General features: G+C 43.9%; 16 protein-coding genes and 1 pseudogene. 9 read left to right on the top strand and 8 right to left on the bottom strand.

The window, feature by feature from the left end; all coding sequences use genetic code 11:
• The 6 genes from LRP50_RS18045 to LRP50_RS18015 all read left to right on the top strand — a co-directional run.
• Positions 1 to 567 (top strand): hypothetical protein (locus LRP50_RS18045; RefSeq protein ID WP_274165843.1); only part of this gene is annotated, 567 nt, incomplete at its 5' end.
• A gap of 134 nt (positions 568 to 701) precedes the next feature.
• Entirely contained in the window at positions 702 to 962 is a 261-nt protein-coding gene (locus LRP50_RS18040) for a hypothetical protein (protein ID WP_274165842.1), read from the top strand.
• 161 nt (positions 963 to 1,123) lie between these two features.
• Positions 1,124 to 2,005, top strand: a complete 882-nt coding sequence (locus tag LRP50_RS18035; RefSeq protein ID WP_274165841.1) for an NAD-dependent epimerase/dehydratase family protein — start codon at positions 1,124 to 1,126, stop codon at positions 2,003 to 2,005.
• Between the two features lie 638 nt (positions 2,006 to 2,643).
• Positions 2,644 to 3,042 carry a VOC family protein gene (locus tag LRP50_RS18025; RefSeq protein ID WP_274165840.1) on the top strand — a complete coding sequence of 133 codons (399 nt, stop codon included), beginning with the start codon at positions 2,644 to 2,646 and terminating at the stop codon, positions 3,040 to 3,042.
• 133 nt (positions 3,043 to 3,175) lie between these two features.
• Complete coding sequence (locus LRP50_RS18020; protein WP_274165839.1) at positions 3,176 to 3,574, top strand: hypothetical protein; 399 nt, start codon at positions 3,176 to 3,178, stop codon at positions 3,572 to 3,574.
• Between the two features lie 157 nt (positions 3,575 to 3,731).
• Positions 3,732 to 4,040 carry a hypothetical protein gene (locus tag LRP50_RS18015; protein WP_274165838.1) on the top strand — a complete coding sequence of 103 codons (309 nt, stop codon included), beginning with the start codon at positions 3,732 to 3,734 and terminating at the stop codon, positions 4,038 to 4,040.
• A gap of 245 nt (positions 4,041 to 4,285) precedes the next feature.
• On the opposite strand, the pseudogene LRP50_RS18010 reads toward LRP50_RS18015, so the two are convergent.
• Positions 4,286 to 4,429, bottom strand: a pseudogene (locus LRP50_RS18010) (IS4 family transposase); the annotation flags it as partial.
• Positions 4,430 to 4,646: 217 nt separating this feature from the next.
• Between LRP50_RS18010 and LRP50_RS18000 the strand changes: the two are divergent.
• Positions 4,647 to 5,075, top strand: a complete 429-nt coding sequence (locus LRP50_RS18000) for a GFA family protein (RefSeq protein ID WP_420791236.1) — start codon at positions 4,647 to 4,649, stop codon at positions 5,073 to 5,075.
• Between the two features lie 185 nt (positions 5,076 to 5,260).
• Here LRP50_RS18000 and LRP50_RS17995 read toward each other — a convergent pair whose 3' ends face one another.
• The 4 genes from LRP50_RS17995 to LRP50_RS17980 all read right to left on the bottom strand — a co-directional run bounded on the left by LRP50_RS17995 (position 5,261) and on the right by LRP50_RS17980 (position 9,152).
• Positions 5,261 to 5,827 carry a hypothetical protein gene (locus LRP50_RS17995; RefSeq protein ID WP_274165836.1) on the bottom strand — a complete coding sequence of 189 codons (567 nt, stop codon included), beginning with the start codon at positions 5,825 to 5,827 and terminating at the stop codon, positions 5,261 to 5,263.
• Between the two features lie 162 nt (positions 5,828 to 5,989).
• Positions 5,990 to 7,039 carry an FUSC family protein gene (locus LRP50_RS17990; protein WP_274165835.1) on the bottom strand — a complete coding sequence of 350 codons (1,050 nt, stop codon included), beginning with the start codon at positions 7,037 to 7,039 and terminating at the stop codon, positions 5,990 to 5,992.
• 119 nt (positions 7,040 to 7,158) lie between these two features.
• The gene (locus tag LRP50_RS17985; protein WP_274165834.1) at positions 7,159 to 8,442 is read right to left on the bottom strand and encodes a HupE/UreJ family protein; all 1,284 of its coding nucleotides are present in this window, start codon (positions 8,440 to 8,442) and stop codon (positions 7,159 to 7,161) included.
• A gap of 107 nt (positions 8,443 to 8,549) precedes the next feature.
• Positions 8,550 to 9,152 carry a VOC family protein gene (locus LRP50_RS17980; RefSeq protein WP_274165833.1) on the bottom strand — a complete coding sequence of 201 codons (603 nt, stop codon included), beginning with the start codon at positions 9,150 to 9,152 and terminating at the stop codon, positions 8,550 to 8,552.
• A 542-nt stretch (positions 9,153 to 9,694) separates the two neighbouring features.
• Here LRP50_RS17980 and LRP50_RS17975 point away from each other — a divergent pair.
• Positions 9,695 to 10,225: a hypothetical protein gene (locus LRP50_RS17975; protein ID WP_274165832.1), complete on the top strand. Its 531-nt coding sequence runs from the start codon at positions 9,695 to 9,697 to the stop codon at positions 10,223 to 10,225.
• Between the two features lie 423 nt (positions 10,226 to 10,648).
• On the top strand, positions 10,649 to 12,649 hold the full coding sequence (locus tag LRP50_RS17970; protein WP_274165831.1) for a methyl-accepting chemotaxis protein: 2,001 nt from the start codon (positions 10,649 to 10,651) through the stop codon (positions 12,647 to 12,649).
• Positions 12,650 to 12,752: 103 nt separating this feature from the next.
• Here the strand turns inward: LRP50_RS17970 and LRP50_RS17965 are convergent, their stop codons facing one another.
• The 3 genes from LRP50_RS17965 to LRP50_RS17955 form a co-directional block, all read right to left on the bottom strand.
• Positions 12,753 to 13,628 (bottom strand): AraC family transcriptional regulator, encoded by an 876-nt coding sequence (locus tag LRP50_RS17965; protein WP_274165830.1) that lies wholly within the window; start codon positions 13,626 to 13,628, stop codon positions 12,753 to 12,755.
• A gap of 81 nt (positions 13,629 to 13,709) precedes the next feature.
• Positions 13,710 to 13,928 carry a hypothetical protein gene (locus LRP50_RS17960; RefSeq protein WP_274165829.1) on the bottom strand — a complete coding sequence of 73 codons (219 nt, stop codon included), beginning with the start codon at positions 13,926 to 13,928 and terminating at the stop codon, positions 13,710 to 13,712.
• Complete coding sequence (locus tag LRP50_RS17955) at positions 13,925 to 15,145, bottom strand: FMN-binding protein (protein WP_274165828.1); 1,221 nt, start codon at positions 15,143 to 15,145, stop codon at positions 13,925 to 13,927. Before LRP50_RS17955 ends, LRP50_RS17960 begins: the two co-directional genes overlap by 4 nt.
• Between the last annotated feature and the right edge of the window lie 33 nt (positions 15,146 to 15,178).

Below are 15,178 nucleotides of genomic sequence, written 5' to 3'. Positions count from 1 at the left end.
TGCCAAGGAGAGGCTTTGAATTTTCGATTAGTAATGATTACTTTTACCTTTATGGTTAATGCTGCTTACGCGAGCGGTATGCCTTCAGAGGTAAAAGATCTCAAAAATGCATTTGAAAACATCCCAGGAATAAGCAGTGCTGATGTAGGAAAACATCACTATTCGAAGGAAGATATTGCTGAACTGAATGCCATTTATTTTGCAGGGGAGTATGCTGACTTACCAATATCAATGTATAGAAGAAGTGGAGGCAACCTAAATAATGAAATTTTAATTAATGTTGCGTTCACCATTCAAAAGGATGCGACAGGTTTAAAAGCATTAGAATATCTATCATGGTGGGTGCGTGATCTATCAAGATCTGGTGATAATGTTCAAATACGAACCATCGCTTTACCACCTATTGTTGGTGAAAAAGTTCAGCTTGGCAGCACGTTAAGCTTTTGGTTTGAAGCTTATATAGTGACTGAAAAAGAAGATATGAGGCTTGTGCTAAAAGAAATTTCCGATTTGACAAAATCACTTAACACAAGTCTAGAGCTGTACAAATCTGCATTTGATAAATAGGTACATAACCAAGTCGTGAACGGGACACCTTGCCAATCTCGAAGCGCTTAGAAAGATTCGTGAATACATAGGTCTAGTCGGGTTTAGTACTGGAAAGTGGCTGCTATAACAGCGTTATATCGCATGGGGGCTGGTTGGAATTGAATTATTGGTACGCTTTTATCGCGTTAGTGATTTTTCTCAATACCATTGTTTCGTTTTCCATATCAAAGCGCGATGATCTCGATACAATACAGAAATCACTTCAAATTTTAATCGTTTGGCTTCTACCTTTAATTGCCTCTATAGGCTTTTGGCTGTTTCATAAAAACCAAGATGATGACAACAAACCAGGCGGAGGTAAGTTTGGCGGTGGTCCTAAAGACAGCATTGGCGTCTCAAGTTCAGGTGATTAAGTCGTATAACAAGGGCTTTGAAGGCGGACGAAAAAACGACCCGCAAATTTTGTTAAATTTAATTATGGCGATTAAGGTGGCATTTTTGAGTGAAGCTAGTGTTTTTCGCCCTTTAAAGCGACGTTAGCTGCTTTGAGGTTAATCATTAGTAAGGTGTTGTAATGAGAATTTTGGTAACAGGCTCTGCGGGTAGGGTCGGGCGTGCAATCTATATTAAATTAATGCGAACACATGACGTAGTCGGCATTGATAAAACACCTTGCTCAACAGCCGATTACATTGGTGATATCCGTGATAGCGCTTTGATTGATGGGGTTCTTGAAAATATTGATGTCATCGTTCATACAGCTGCTCTTCATGCTCCTCATGTTGGTTTAGTACCTGATTCAGAGTTTACATCTATAAACGTAGATGCAACTGAGAAATTGGCTTTGGCTGGCGTAAACGCAGGTGTTAAGCACTTTATTTTTACCAGTACAACCGCGTTGTACGGCTATGCTTCGACACCTAAAAGTATTGCAGGTTGGATTGATGAGGAAGTTACCCCTCAACCCAAGTCGATTTATCATAAAAGTAAAATTGCGGCCGAAACTAAGCTAGAAGAAATTTCAAATCTGTTTCAGCTTCCAGTGACTGTGCTGCAAATGTCGAGATGCTTTCCTGAGCCTGCGGATTTAATGGCTGTATTTCGCCTGACTCGTGGTATTGATGCTCGCGATGTAGCAAATGCTCATTTATGTGCTGTGGAAAAGCGCTTAAGCGGTTTTAATCGTTTTATAATCTCAGGTGCAACACCTTTTCATTTTTCTGATTGTGAAGCTCTATATACTGAAGCTGGGGTTGTTATCAAACGTAAGTGCCCAGAAATCGCGCTAGCATTTCAACATAGAAGTTGGCAATTACCTCAAAGCTTAGATCGCGTATATGATTCGTCGTACGCACGTGAGAAATTAGGTTGGTCTCCTATACATGGTTTTGAAAGTGTTTTAGACATGCTAGATACTGAAACCGCTGAAGTATTACCAGTTTTGAAACGCAGCTAACAAATAAGAATGCGTGTCGCGCAGCCGACACTTTATTTGGGTGTTGGACAAGTCCGTTGCTGCTTTATTAAGTCAATTGCTCGGGTGAGCGCCGGATAGATGATGTTCGCCACTGATTAACAGGCGAGGGGCGCCATGAAGTTATTAGGCATTCCATAGCTTCAACGGGTTACGTCACTGTGTGTCTATTCTTCCGCGCTTTCTCCTTCGATTAAATGCCCGCCATCCTCCTTATTCTGTTCGCCTTTCGGCTACCTCGGTCGTGTGACGCCCACGAAGACCATTAGTCGTTCCTCGCAGGTTGGACAAATAGCGTAACGGGAATGTTTCGCGGCGGTCATAACGTTAAGGGAGCGACCGAGTTTAGTGAGCGTAAGGTAGCCCCATCGAGTGAGGATTGGGTCGCAAGTATCAGAGACTGAAGCCGTTTTTTATGAATAGTGGGACACTGATTTTGTAGAGTATCTTGTATAATTTGAATATCGCGCATCGTTCATCCCATTTGGTGGAATGTGTTTTTTGGCGAAATTTATTAGATCAAAAGGGTCGATGTGCGTCCTTCTCATTGTTTAGAAAAGAGATTTTGTGGGGATTCGCTAGCAAACGTTATGTGTTTTGATGAAAAATAAGGATATTTGATGATACCAGAAACAGCGAAAATGAGGGTTGCTAGACCTACGGACAACTTAGATGCTATTACTGAAATGTATGTAAATGGTCTAGGTTTCAAACTATTAGGAACTTTTGAGGGTCACAATGGCTTTGACGGTTCAATCATCGGGCATGAAAACCATAATTATCACTTAGAGTTTACCCACCATAAGGGGACGACTGTTGGTACAGCCCCAACACAAGATAACCTTTTGGTTTTTTACTTTTCTGAAGATAGTGTTTGGGAAAAGTGCTGTACTCAAATGGTGCAAGCAGGCTTTAAGGTTGTTACTTCATACAATGATTACTGGGACGTTGTAGGTAAAACGTTTGAAGATCTTGATGGCTATAGGGTTGTGCTACAAAATAGAGAATGGAATACATAAGCAGTTAATAGTAAAGGAATAATGGTTGATTGCGTACATGGAAAGTTGTTCGGAAGTGACTCAAAACGCGTGCCATTTTCGCTTCGTTCAATCGTATGGCACGCTAGTTTTTCGCGCGTTAACAAGGCGTTAAATGGCAAATATGATAGCGAAGTTACTTTCTACAGAAGGCACATATCTTGAGGCGTTCATTGAAATAGACGGCTGCGTGTACTGTGTTATGGATGAACTGACTCTTGATATTGAGACGATGCCCAAGCTTGGAGAAGCCTTTGAATTTGAATTCTCAAATATGCTTGACGAAGAAGAGTCTTGGGAGTCGACTTTTCATGGGAATCCCGAAAAGAAAAAATGTCTTGAACAAATTCAAGGCTGGAAATACAGAGCATTTGGAGAAATTATTTCAATAAATCCCGTCATGGTAGATTGTGGGGTTCTCATTGAGGAGGATGTTTTACATACTCACGACCCTAAGGTTATCGGTGAGTATGTTGCATTTACAATCAGCAGGCTTGGCGGTTATGCCATTTAACATAGCGCATAGATAAGGATCTTTCGAGAATTGGTGGTGAAAAGTACTAACAAGTCAAAGCACGTGGACTTGGTAAAGCTGTCACCTTTTTGTTAAAAAAACTGCCAACTTCACCAATCCGGTGTTTAATGCGTTATGTGTCTTACGAGAATCAAGTATGAGCCAGCACTATGTCTTCGTAAAAAAAGGAAAAATCAGAGATTTTGATGATATTTACGAGGGGATGATTCCAGATCCAATCATGTCATCGGATGATATGAAGAGTCTGTTAAGTAACGAGTTTCAAATTGATGCGTGGGAAATATTTGAAAAACGGAAACTCATTGGTGAAAATTCCGCAAAACATATCGAGGTTACAATTGACGCAGTTGGTGATAAGACTGCTCGAATGATTACGATAAATGGCATTGATAAAGAATCTGCTATTTCTTTTGCTGAAAAGCTGGATTTGAGTGAGTTAGAGTGAAACACATAACAAATAAGAATGCGTGTCGCGCAGCCGACGCTTTATTTGGGTGTTGGACAAGTCCGTTGCTGCTTTATTAAGTCAATTGCTCGGGTGAGCTCCGGATGGATGTATGCCCGCCATTCTCCTTATTCTGTTCGCCTTTCGGCTACCTCGGTCGAGTGACGCCCACGAAGACCATGAGTCGTTCGTCGCACGTTGGACAACATCGCGCCACGGGAACGTTTAGCCGTGGTCATAACGTTAAGGGAGCGACCGAGTTTAGTGAGCGTGAGGTCAGCCCCATCGAGTGAGGATGGGGTCGCAAGTATCAGCGACTGAAGCCGTTTTTTATGAATAGTGGGACACTGATTTTGTAGAGTATCTTGTAGAATTTGAATATCGCGCATCGTTCATTCCTTTCGTTGGAATGTTGTTTTTGGCGAAATTCATTAGATCAAAAGGGTCGAAGCGTGTTCTTCTCATTGTTTAGAAAAGAGATTTTGATGGGATTCACTAGCAAACGACTATGGCTTCAATAGCTAAATTTGGCAGTGTTATTCATCCCACATAGCCTCGTCTCTTACTATTGAATTTAAGATAACGACCATCTTCCGAACTCAGTCGATGATGGCGATTTTCTTGGTTTTCCAGCGGCAACGAGATGTGGATATTGGGCACCGAAACAGGAAATTACCTATGAATCACAAAAAAACCTTTCAAGGCTCCTGTCACTGCCAGGCAGTACAATTCGAAATTGATTCGGATTTTCCAGAGTTAACGACCTGCGACTGTTCAATTTGCGTTAAGAAGAACGCTCTTATGGTCAAAGTTCATGAAACGTCAATGCGCATCACATCTGGCATTGAATCACTAAACACTTATCAATTTCATACACACACAGCCGAACACTACTTTTGTAAGGTCTGTGGTATTTATCCTTTTCATAGAAAGCGGGTTACGCCGGACTATTTCGGCGTAAATGTATATTGCCTAGAAGGTTTCGATCCAACAGGCATAGAAGTCCGAGCTACAGTCGGTGCAGGCATGAAGTAGTGTACTAACCCGCTACACACAACAAGGGTTTTCAAGGCCGACGCAAAATACCGCCAGCAAAAAAGCCGCTTAACAGAAATGTCCAACTTTACGGGGTCACTTCAATCAGCGGCTTTTGAGTTTTTTGAATCTTGGATCCCCGAATCTAGACGTCAGAATTTGAGTTTCGGAGCCAAGCGTCGAAGTTAGTCGATAAAGACTGGGCCTTCGAGGTTTTTCAGAATCATTTTCTGGATATCAATGCCGAGCGTCATGACGATCAGGCTCCAGTTCAAGAAAGGTAACGAACCTTGTGAAATACCATGCGCGAAGTTCTTAGCATTCCAATGGAAAACCTCAGACAGCTTCTCGGTCGTTAGTGTTTCGTAGTTCTCGTTATCGATTAGGTTGCTAAATTGCTCGCTGGTTGGGCAAACAAAAACGTCGCTCGGTCTAAACGCGGTTGGTTTGAAGTAAGACAACACTCTTCGCACGTTGACCTGAATCGTTTCACCGTCACTTTGAATATTTGGCTTACCTGCAAGGGCGCACAAAAAGCACCAGCACGGATAAGGAATCGATGACACGTTGTCAGGTTCGTTCTTATAACGCGCTGTCCATGCGTTCACGTTCTTTGGCTGTAGGCCAGTCACGCTCATTAGCTGATTCGCATCATAGCCGTTGTCTTTCAGTAGGTTAATGATCTCAGCGACTTCTGAAACAAAAGGTTTTGTCCATTTACTGTAAGGCGCGAGGGTTGTATCTCTGATCATAATAGATTCTAAATCTTATTTTTAAACAACCACTTAGGTTGTTTTAATGTAACGTTATCCGAGATCATACGTGTTCAGAACAATAAGTCTACCTTTATTGGGTGTGGAAGGATAACCGCACCAAAGGTGCTATGGCAATGTCGCCGCACTTAGCTCATGCAATTATTGGTAGGCAAACACTTTCTTGGTAACTACGGTTAATTGTGCAAATTGTCTCGCCATTTCACGGTTCAACCACAGATAGCCAAAGTAGCTGATGTCACGGGTGTCGCCTTTGGGGTGGGCGATGTTGCTGGAAGCCAGATTGAGAATGCCAATGTCTTGCTCAAGTATTGCCGTGACCTTCTTATTGGTGATTTGAAGCGCAAGTGCATCAAACTGTTTTGCAAGTGCATATTGTGAGTCTGTCAGCCCATCCAGTTCGCTGATTTCGTCTTTCCCTTGCTGTGCATCCCATTGGGTGCTGATCAGCGCTTCAAGCTCCGCATAAAGTCGTTTTTCGATCAGTAAGATGGTGTTGAGGGCAGGCGTGTGAACGCCTGATTCTTTCAGCGCGTGCGGTAAAATACTTTGTTGCTTGTCGACCAATTCGTTGAGCCTGTCTGCATGTGCAGGTTCGAATGCGCCTTGCTTTGCTGACTCAATGTGCTGTGTATAGTAGTGGCTTAGTTCGTGCAGAAATGATTCAACTAATAGCAGAAACTGGTCGGTCGCTTTGGCAGGAAAAACATATACACTGACCACCACAGCGAGAACACCTGCCCAAAGCACATTGAGTATTCGCCATCCTGCTGCTTCAAAATCAGCAGGCCCGCCACCCGCCACAACCACAATGGTCACTGCGGCCATCAGCGCAGCATAAGCATAGTGTTCTTGTGTGAAATACATAGCAGCAATGAGTAAGACAAAAAAGGCGATATGATGCGTCCAATGATAGTCAGGTGGAATAAGAAACAGCGCCATACCAAGTAATCCGCCCATGACTGTGCCAGATATTCGCTGCTTGGCTTTCGAAAGCACACCACCGACAAAAGGTATTGCGCCGAGTATGGTGACCGCAGTGATTAACGCCCAATATCCGTAGGGAACATCGAAAACTCTGACGATAATTAACATAAACCCCATCACCAAGGTGACGCGAATCATGTAGAGAAAGCGGGCATGCTTGTGAGCAAAATCGGTGTATTGCGTCATTGTGTGACCTGCTGACATGTTTGATGCGTTAAGCATAATCACTGTGTTTTAGGCTGTATGACGAAAAGTGCGACAAACAAAAAGCTCGTAGGGATTAACTAAATTTAGGACGGGACACATATTTCATCGGTCTCGACTTACGTCAATAGTTGGACACTGCGTTCATAGACCCAGAATACCGAAAGAAGGATCGCGGCAAACGGTAGCCATTTGTTGAGCTGCAGTCGTTGAAGCGGGTCAAATCGTCTATTTATGAGCAGTAAGATGGCGAATACGCCATAAATGATCAATTGCCCAAATTCGATGCCGAGATTGAAAGCAATAAGATCGAGTACATTCAACCCTCCAGCCTCTGATACCAACTCATTGAGAATAAAAGAGAAGCCGAAACCGTGGATAAGGCCCACAAAGGAAATTGCCATATAGCCAAAGATTTCTTGGTGTTTGGTAACCACAGCAATAGCGGCGTAAAGAATAGTGAGTGCTATCAGTATCTCCACCGCAGGAATAAACCAAGTACCTGCGGGTGTCAGCCCGTAAAGGCCCATAGCGAGTGTGACTGAGTGCCCAATGGTAAACGCTGTTGCGCGTTTTAGCGTTTGCAACCAAGAGGTTGACGCTAGAGCAATAAGAAGCACAAACAGCACGTGATCTAGGCCGATCAGGATATGAAGTACACCATTACCTAAATGATTGATAAATGCACCGAGTGGATTTTGTTCCGGTTCAAAGCTCAGGTGCAATGGACCAATAGAACTGTATGTGTTGGATGTGCCTTGCTGCGAATGTACTTGTACGATATTTGCTAGTTTTTCAATGGCATTCAGGTGGACTCCTAATTCGCTATCAATGTTGTACCTGCCATCAAAAGTAGCCGTGGGGGCAAGTAATCGCACGTCGATACTGCTTTCAAATAAGTTACTGGCATCTGCATCCACCACGATATTGCCACCGATAAAGGAATGCTCCGCATGCTCAAGTGAGCTAAATGGTTTCCGCTGGTCACTATTGAATATGTGAATATCGGTGACGATAAGTTCGCTGGGCGGGCGGTTGGTATGTGTGAGGGAATAGTTATCAGTAACTAATTGACTGAAAGCGGAAAAGTGCTCTTCTATTGCGCTGACATCAACAATGTATTGCGTGTCTTCGCCTGTTTTTTTCTGATAAGTGAAAGGAATACTCTGAAGTGAGTCTGAGCCTCTCCATGTTTTATCTAATAACAGTAAGGGGAGCGGCATCCTTAGTAAAAGTTCTAAGCCGCCATGTTTTTCTGAAACATGAATAATTCGAGGCTCAAAGTGTGTGAAATGGGCATAGGCATTTTGAGCGTTAACGAGGAAAAGAACAAAGATCAGCAAAATGGAAGTGGCAATGTGTTTACAGGTTATATTTATTCTCTTTCGTTTGAACGCTGTCATAGGGTTGTTCCTTGGAAAAGCGGAGGTAAATTGATTCACCGCCGCTTTGTGATATACCCAAACAACCTGAATTCTGTACCTTTAGGTAGTTTGGGTATAATGGTGAATTAATAGCGGGGATCCCACATTCTGCTTTTTGTCGATTTCTCATAGCCTTGGCCGTACGGGTAGCTAACAATTTCTAATTGCATGCCCCATGGCGCCATAAAATAGACCCAAGTTAGCCCTTCCATCCCTGTATCCGTAAACGTATGGGGCTTCGCGAGGATTTTCACGCCCTTGCTTTCTAGATAGCTGACTGCCGCATCCATATCATCAACATAGAAGGCAAGGTGGTGACCACCAATGTCACTGTTTTTCGGGCCTGTGGTATTTTGGTCTGGCGAGGAATACTCGAAGATCTCTAGTGAAACACCGTTACCACAGCGAACGAGGTGCGCGATATCGATCACGGCCTTTTTATTCACATTCAAATTATCGGTCATCCAATCGTCGTCGAATGGACCAAAAGGACCGATAGTGTAAAATGCCTCGCAGCCAATGATATCGACAAAAAAGTCCACCGCTTCTTGTGCATTTGGCACGGTAAAACCAAGGTGTTGAGAGCCGCGCATTCCTGGAATACCCGCCTGACTAGGAAGTGACAACATAAGTGCCAACAGTGCACCGAAAATGGGGAGTGAATATTTTCTCGTCCGTTTGAAATTCATATTAAACGTATCCTTCAATAAATAAACGTGCCTTAAAATTAAGGGGTTCAAATGACGTGAGTCGAAGGTGTTATTCGCAACAACCATGCCAAATAGAGTCTGAATTTATATGTCTCGTTCTTTTTTCTATTTTTGTTATAAAAAGCAATACGTTGTTAGTGTGTCGCCTAAGTGTTGCGTCTACTGAGGGTGAAATATATAAGAGCGGCGTGAAGCGATTGGCACAGAGTGTTTCATTCAGTGCGACACAGTGAAGTACTTGAAGCGTTAGCAATTGTCGCAACAACAGAAGTGCTCTCGTTGTTTTGTAAATAACACTTAAATGAAGAGGCGGGCGGAACATCAAGACAAACACTGCAGGAAATGGATATAACTAAGGAGGCCGATGAGGGTTGTCGCTGGGAAGCCGAAGGAGGGAAGCAGAAAGAAGCATAGTGAATATCATCTTTGACATTAACCGAACGATGACGCCAAAATTGTTTTCGTTAAAAACGAAAAAAATCGAGAGCGGCGCTAAGGCAAACAGATAGGCAAGTAAGCAGATGAGCAACGTTCCCTCTTCATCGCGATATGTTTTTTTGATGCCGCTTCTAGTTGCGGTCTTTGTGGTCGTGACTACCAGCCAGCTAACAGGGTGTGATAAACGAGAAAACGAACGCCAAATGGATGTGTCGAAGCCAATACCTTGGTGGCAACCACTCGAACCTGATGTGGTTATCGGTAATCACGAGTTTTACGCGGGAAAATGTTCGATTACTCGGGTACAAGCCTTCGATGGCGTCGCCTCTGAAATTGACGTATTCCGCGCTCCTTCACGACCATTGGCATCGTGTAGTCCTTGGAAAGGAGATGGAGCTTCGCTTCGGCATGATGGTGAATACCTCATTCTTAGCGTGTGCCAAATGGCATTCGGCGCGGGTGGCTGCGCGGTGGAGCGTTATCGCAGTGCGGATTTTAAGCACTGGGAAGAACACATCGGCGTTACTTGGATAAACGGCGAAGAATATGAAGCGTGGCGAACGCTGGGTTCAACGTCATCCAAGGCAGATTCCGTCAAGAAAGTTGCAAATTGATCTTTGTGATTTAATTGGATTGGCACCAAAGGCCGACGGCGAAATGTCCTCGAACGTTGCTAGGTAGCGAGTAGTGCCACCTTCTAAAGAATCCCTTTCAAATCCTTTATCCAAACAATGAGATGCGCGTACCGTACCCTTCAATCTCCGTTAAGTGTGATCGAATAGATATTTATTTGTGCAAATCTTACGCTCAAAAAGGTATGGCTCCGTACAATTGTGACAAAAAGTTCATTTGAAATGCCTGTTTCATAACCACGCAAAAAACAAGGGAATTAATTTGATTTCGAGACATGTAATCTGGTTTATTGGCAAATTTGAGATAGTAGCCACAGACCCCATATTCAGCATGTAAATAGATGAAGTTATAGACAATTTTCTTACTAGGATAATAGTGTCTTATACTACGCTAGGTATCTGTCTATGTTGCACTTTCTAAGTTCAATTCGCTTAAGCAAAAAGCTGATCATAATATCGGGTATCCCTCTCTTTTTACTGGTTTTGCTTGGCCTAAGAGAGGTTGTGAACTCTCGCGCTGCAGTGGACGATTACCACAAGAATGCTGAAGTCGTAGAGCTGTTTAATCTTCTAGACAATGTGGCACATAACTTTGCTGTCGAACGCGGTTTAACGGCGGGTGTTATTGGGTCAAACGGAGAAGCAGAACAAGTTCAGAAATTAGTAAATCATCGACCTAAAGCCGATGCGGCACAAATGGGTTTACTGAGTTTCTCGCCCGAATATATTGATGCTGCAATTTGGAATACCATTTCGAGCGATTTGAATACGCAATTTAGACAGACACAATCTATTCGCTCGCAAGTTGATCGCTTAGAAATTGTCGATTCACCATTTAACTATTATTCGACACTAAATCGCTACGCAATTTTAGGTGCTTCAGCCATCATCGCCCAATCTTCAGACCCTATCATTTCACAACAACTGCTTGGGCTTCTTTCGTTGATCAAAATGAAAGAGAAGGCCGGTCAATCTCGAGGGGCGTTAAATGGTGTTTTTGCACGCGGAAGCACTGACCTAAGAATGTACGCCAATATTGAGAGTTACATTAGCGATTTTAACTATGAGGCGCACAGTACGAGTACCGTTCTAAGCGGGGAGTTGTTATCGGCATTTACGCAACTAGAAAATGCGCCTTTGTGGAATGAACTATCAACGATTGAATCTCAATTTCTAAGTCAGCGTGAGAATTTAGATAAGATCAGCGGACCTACTGCGAAAGAATGGTTTCCAATGGCGACGAAACGCATTGTGGCCGTCAATAAGCTAAAAAATCAGGTTATTGAAAACATGATGAACTACGTGCGAGAGGCAACTGGGCGCGTAGAAATGATGAGCGTGATTTCAATGGTAATGGTAGGTGCGGTTTTTGCTCCATTGCTCTTACTTTCGATTTTTACGGTAAAAGATATCAATCGTCGTGTTCACTCATTGGGCCGACACATGGAAGACATGGCAAGCACCAAAGATATCTCGCAAGAAATTTACAGCGGGTTTGACGACGAGTTTGGCGATATCGAGAAACACTTTGATACCTTTGTTTCGAGTATTCGCGTCATATTAACGTCGGTCACTGAGATTTCAAAAGAATCACATGCCACGCTTGAGGAGGTGATGAAGCTTACCAAAGAAGATGTTCAATCGAGTCACGATACTTCGTCACGTTGTGACAGCCTCGCGGCAGCAATGGTAGAAATGTCACAGAGTAGTGATGAAGTTGCTAGATTTGCCGTTGATGTAGAAGAGACGACCCATTCTGCTCAGGATGTAACGGGAGAAGCGGTGTCAAATGGTGAGCAATCTGTTGCTACGATGGCAAAACTCATTGGCAGTATTGATACGACGTTCCTGATGATGCAAGAGCTCGAACAGCAGACGATGAATGTGAAGGAGATTCTTGAAAGTATTAATGGAATCTCGGAGCAAACCAATTTATTGGCACTTAATGCGGCAATCGAAGCGGCACGAGCGGGCGACTTGGGTCGAGGCTTCGCGGTTGTTGCTGATGAAGTGAGAACGTTGGCACAGCGAAGTAAGGTATCAACCGAGCAAATTGCGACAATGCTTGATGAAATTCGAAACAACACAGAAGCTTCATTTTCGAATATGCAGCAGAGTCGAGACGTAAGCTATCAAACTCAGCAGTCTGTTGAAGGTGCGAAAGACTCTTTGCAAACGTTAGGCACCAACATCAGTGAAATGGCTGAAAAAAATGCCAGCATCACAGAGGCAGCAAGACAGCAGGCGCTGACGGTATTGAGTGTGTCAACTGAGCTGGAACAATTGGTTGCTATTGCAATGAAATCCCGTGAAGGGTCAGCGATTATTCAGAATAAGCTTGGACACTATAGTCAGAAAATGAACGATTTAGACAACAAGGTTCAGATGTTTAGAGTCGAGCAATAGCGCCTAGGCAAGGGTAACGAATTTTATGGAGTACCCTTGTTCTTTTCGTTCTCTATTCAAGATTGATATGCGGTAAGTAACGCGAACCTGCGAACCGGTGTATCTACCTATTACACAGCCCCATACGACATAGCTGCCTAAAGTCTTTAGGGCTGATTTCCGTGTGCCGTTTGAAGAACTTCGTCATGTTGGTGGCTTCATTGAAGCCCAACTTTGCTGCAATATCAGCGATGGAATATTGGCTAAACGCCAGTAAACGCTTCACTTCCACCAGCACGCGATCGTCCACCAAGTCTTTCACGCTGTCGCCTGTGTTTGAACGGGCAAGTTTATCCAGTTGTTTAACGCTTTTTCCTAACACAAGGGCGATGTCAGTGGTCGACGGCCTTTCTGCAAAGTTTGCTTCGATATACTGTTTTAGACGAATAAAATCCGTATGCGTGTTGGTCGTCATTGGCAAACTTTGCATCGCTAAATATTCTGGCACGACACATTTAAGCAATACTGCTCTTAGCAAGCCACGAATGACCTCAGCTTTAAATTCAGATGTCGACTCAAACTCTTCAGCAAGGAGCTTAATGAGTGTATCGACATTTTCTCCGACATTGGGAATACGGTTGATGTGTGTAATCGCATCCAGCATCAGATCGACATGCGGATCATCCGGCCCATTGGATAGATAGGAACAATTAAAGGGGATCACGAAGCCATTAACGGTGCGCGATTGTGCGAAGCCATGGATTTGATTTCGTCCAATCGTGATCAATGTGCCCGGTTTCAGCACATACATTTGGTGATCAACGTAGTGAACTCCTTCACCTTCGGTCACGTAAACCAAGGCGCTGAAATTCAGACGGTGAGGTCTGGAAACATCTTCCACGCCTCTTGTGGCATACAATTCAGAGATGCGGAAACCGTTTGGGTTCACCAACGAGACTTCTGAACGCATGCGTTCAACGGGGATATTCTTTTCGACCATGCAAAGCTCAAAAGGCACTTAGGTAATCCCAAGTGCCGATATATTTATTGTTGTTTTTCGGTGTCACTCATGCAGAGATAATCAGTACATTTCTTCCTGCATATCCTGCGCCATTTGTTTGAAGTCCACTTCCGGCTTTTCAACCACATCTACTGCTTTCACTTCAATTTGGCGGCTCACCGTGTGAATGAGGCGATTTTCACTTTGTTCCTCGCTCAGTTCCATGACGTTAGACATCAATTGCAGCAATATCAGCACTGTCGCCGCACAAAAGAAAACAAACGAAAGTTTCTGTCTCATTCTGTCCCTTCCTTGCCCACACGCGGTTGACGGTTCTTTTTCTTCGCTTTGTTTTGCGTCTGCTTAAACCAGTTTTTATTGAACACAATGAAATCTGTCATCGCGTTAATTGGGCACAAGCTCTGACACCATGGACGACGCACGATCAACGAGGTTAATAAAATCATGACCGTCAATACGAATAGGTACATGCCGCCAATCATGCCAAAAGCAATGCCAAAGGGTTCATACACAAAACCGGCAGGGTTTCGGAAATATGCGCCCATACACAAGGTAACAATCAGAAGTACACGTGGCATCCAAACAAAAAAGGTATGACGCACAGGCGATGCTTTGGCTTTGCCCACTTTTGCCAAACACTGCTGAATGGCTCCAAAAGGACATAGACTTTGGCAGTAAACATTGCGGTTATAGTAAAGGATGTAGCCGATACTCAGTACCAGCAGAATAAACGGCGTGTAGTTTGCGACACCAGTCAGCCATGAGCCAAAAATCAAACCACCCATCGTCGAGGCGGAATACAAGGCGGCGGCGTGGAAACCGAACACCAACGTCGATCCCGCTAGCAAGACTGCATTCATCTTCGCTTTATGCGGTGACCGAGTTTTGTTTACCCATACAGCGGCGACAAAGAACAGAAGCGCGGCTGCATCTAGCCATTTGAAATAGGACAGTGGCGACGCTTTCTCAGTCAGTTGATAGCTAAATAGCTGCTGTCGAACTGGGTCAGCAGCTTGATTCAGCGCAGCGGAATAAGCATCTGATGTCAGAGTTGCACCCGACACACCGTCTACGTACAAGGCTGTTCGAATGTTTTGTTCCAGCAAGGCTTCTGGCAGTTTCTCATCGACCACTTTTTCAAAGTAAGACGAGGTTTCTTTGGAAGAAAGTAGCGAGATAGTTTGCACTTCACCATCGGGCATAAACACACCACCAATAGTGAGCGAGCCACCATAGCCAATGCCCGAGCCGAAGCTTATCCATTTAAGCGCGTCCAACTTATCGGCGTTGTCGCCGAGTGGCACGATTTTATACAGCTGAGGGCTAACCTGTACGATTTGCTCTCCGCTGTTTGTGATACTTTCAAAAAATTGTGTCTGCGAATTGTTGGTGCGCAGCCCACCCAGAAACCAAGCCAAGATCAGAACAATCACGGAAGCGACGCTCAATATCTTCTCAAGGTTCTTATTTCGATTAGCGGGTTTCTTATTCGTCATGATCTAAGCAGATCTTAGGCTGTCGAGTTCATC

Source organism: Enterovibrio gelatinilyticus (assembly GCF_028683095.1).
GTDB classification, from domain to species: domain Bacteria; phylum Pseudomonadota; class Gammaproteobacteria; order Enterobacterales; family Vibrionaceae; genus Enterovibrio; species Enterovibrio gelatinilyticus.
This window is presented reverse-complemented; position numbering and strand designations above follow the sequence as displayed.

What these genes read in the sequence shown, in the direction of transcription:
- LRP50_RS18035 (WP_274165841.1), top strand. Translation starts at nt 1,124, where the DNA reads ATGAGAATTTTGGTAACAGGCTCTGCGGGTAGGGTCGGGCGTGCAATC.
- LRP50_RS18025 (WP_274165840.1), top strand. Translation starts at nt 2,644, where the DNA reads ATGATACCAGAAACAGCGAAAATGAGGGTTGCTAGACCTACGGACAAC.
- LRP50_RS18020 (WP_274165839.1), top strand. Translation starts at nt 3,176, where the DNA reads ATGGCAAATATGATAGCGAAGTTACTTTCTACAGAAGGCACATATCTT.
- LRP50_RS18015 (WP_274165838.1), top strand. Translation starts at nt 3,732, where the DNA reads ATGAGCCAGCACTATGTCTTCGTAAAAAAAGGAAAAATCAGAGATTTT.
- LRP50_RS18000 (WP_420791236.1), top strand. Translation starts at nt 4,647, where the DNA reads ATGATGGCGATTTTCTTGGTTTTCCAGCGGCAACGAGATGTGGATATT.
- LRP50_RS17995 (WP_274165836.1), bottom strand. Translation starts at nt 5,827, where the DNA reads ATGATCAGAGATACAACCCTCGCGCCTTACAGTAAATGGACAAAACCT.
- LRP50_RS17990 (WP_274165835.1), bottom strand. Translation starts at nt 7,039, where the DNA reads ATGTCAGCAGGTCACACAATGACGCAATACACCGATTTTGCTCACAAG.
- LRP50_RS17985 (WP_274165834.1), bottom strand. Translation starts at nt 8,442, where the DNA reads ATGACAGCGTTCAAACGAAAGAGAATAAATATAACCTGTAAACACATT.
- LRP50_RS17980 (WP_274165833.1), bottom strand. Translation starts at nt 9,152, where the DNA reads ATGAATTTCAAACGGACGAGAAAATATTCACTCCCCATTTTCGGTGCA.
- LRP50_RS17975 (WP_274165832.1), top strand. Translation starts at nt 9,695, where the DNA reads ATGAGCAACGTTCCCTCTTCATCGCGATATGTTTTTTTGATGCCGCTT.
- LRP50_RS17970 (WP_274165831.1), top strand. Translation starts at nt 10,649, where the DNA reads ATGTTGCACTTTCTAAGTTCAATTCGCTTAAGCAAAAAGCTGATCATA.
- LRP50_RS17965 (WP_274165830.1), bottom strand. Translation starts at nt 13,628, where the DNA reads ATGGTCGAAAAGAATATCCCCGTTGAACGCATGCGTTCAGAAGTCTCG.
- LRP50_RS17960 (WP_274165829.1), bottom strand. Translation starts at nt 13,928, where the DNA reads ATGAGACAGAAACTTTCGTTTGTTTTCTTTTGTGCGGCGACAGTGCTG.
- LRP50_RS17955 (WP_274165828.1), bottom strand. Translation starts at nt 15,145, where the DNA reads ATGACGAATAAGAAACCCGCTAATCGAAATAAGAACCTTGAGAAGATA.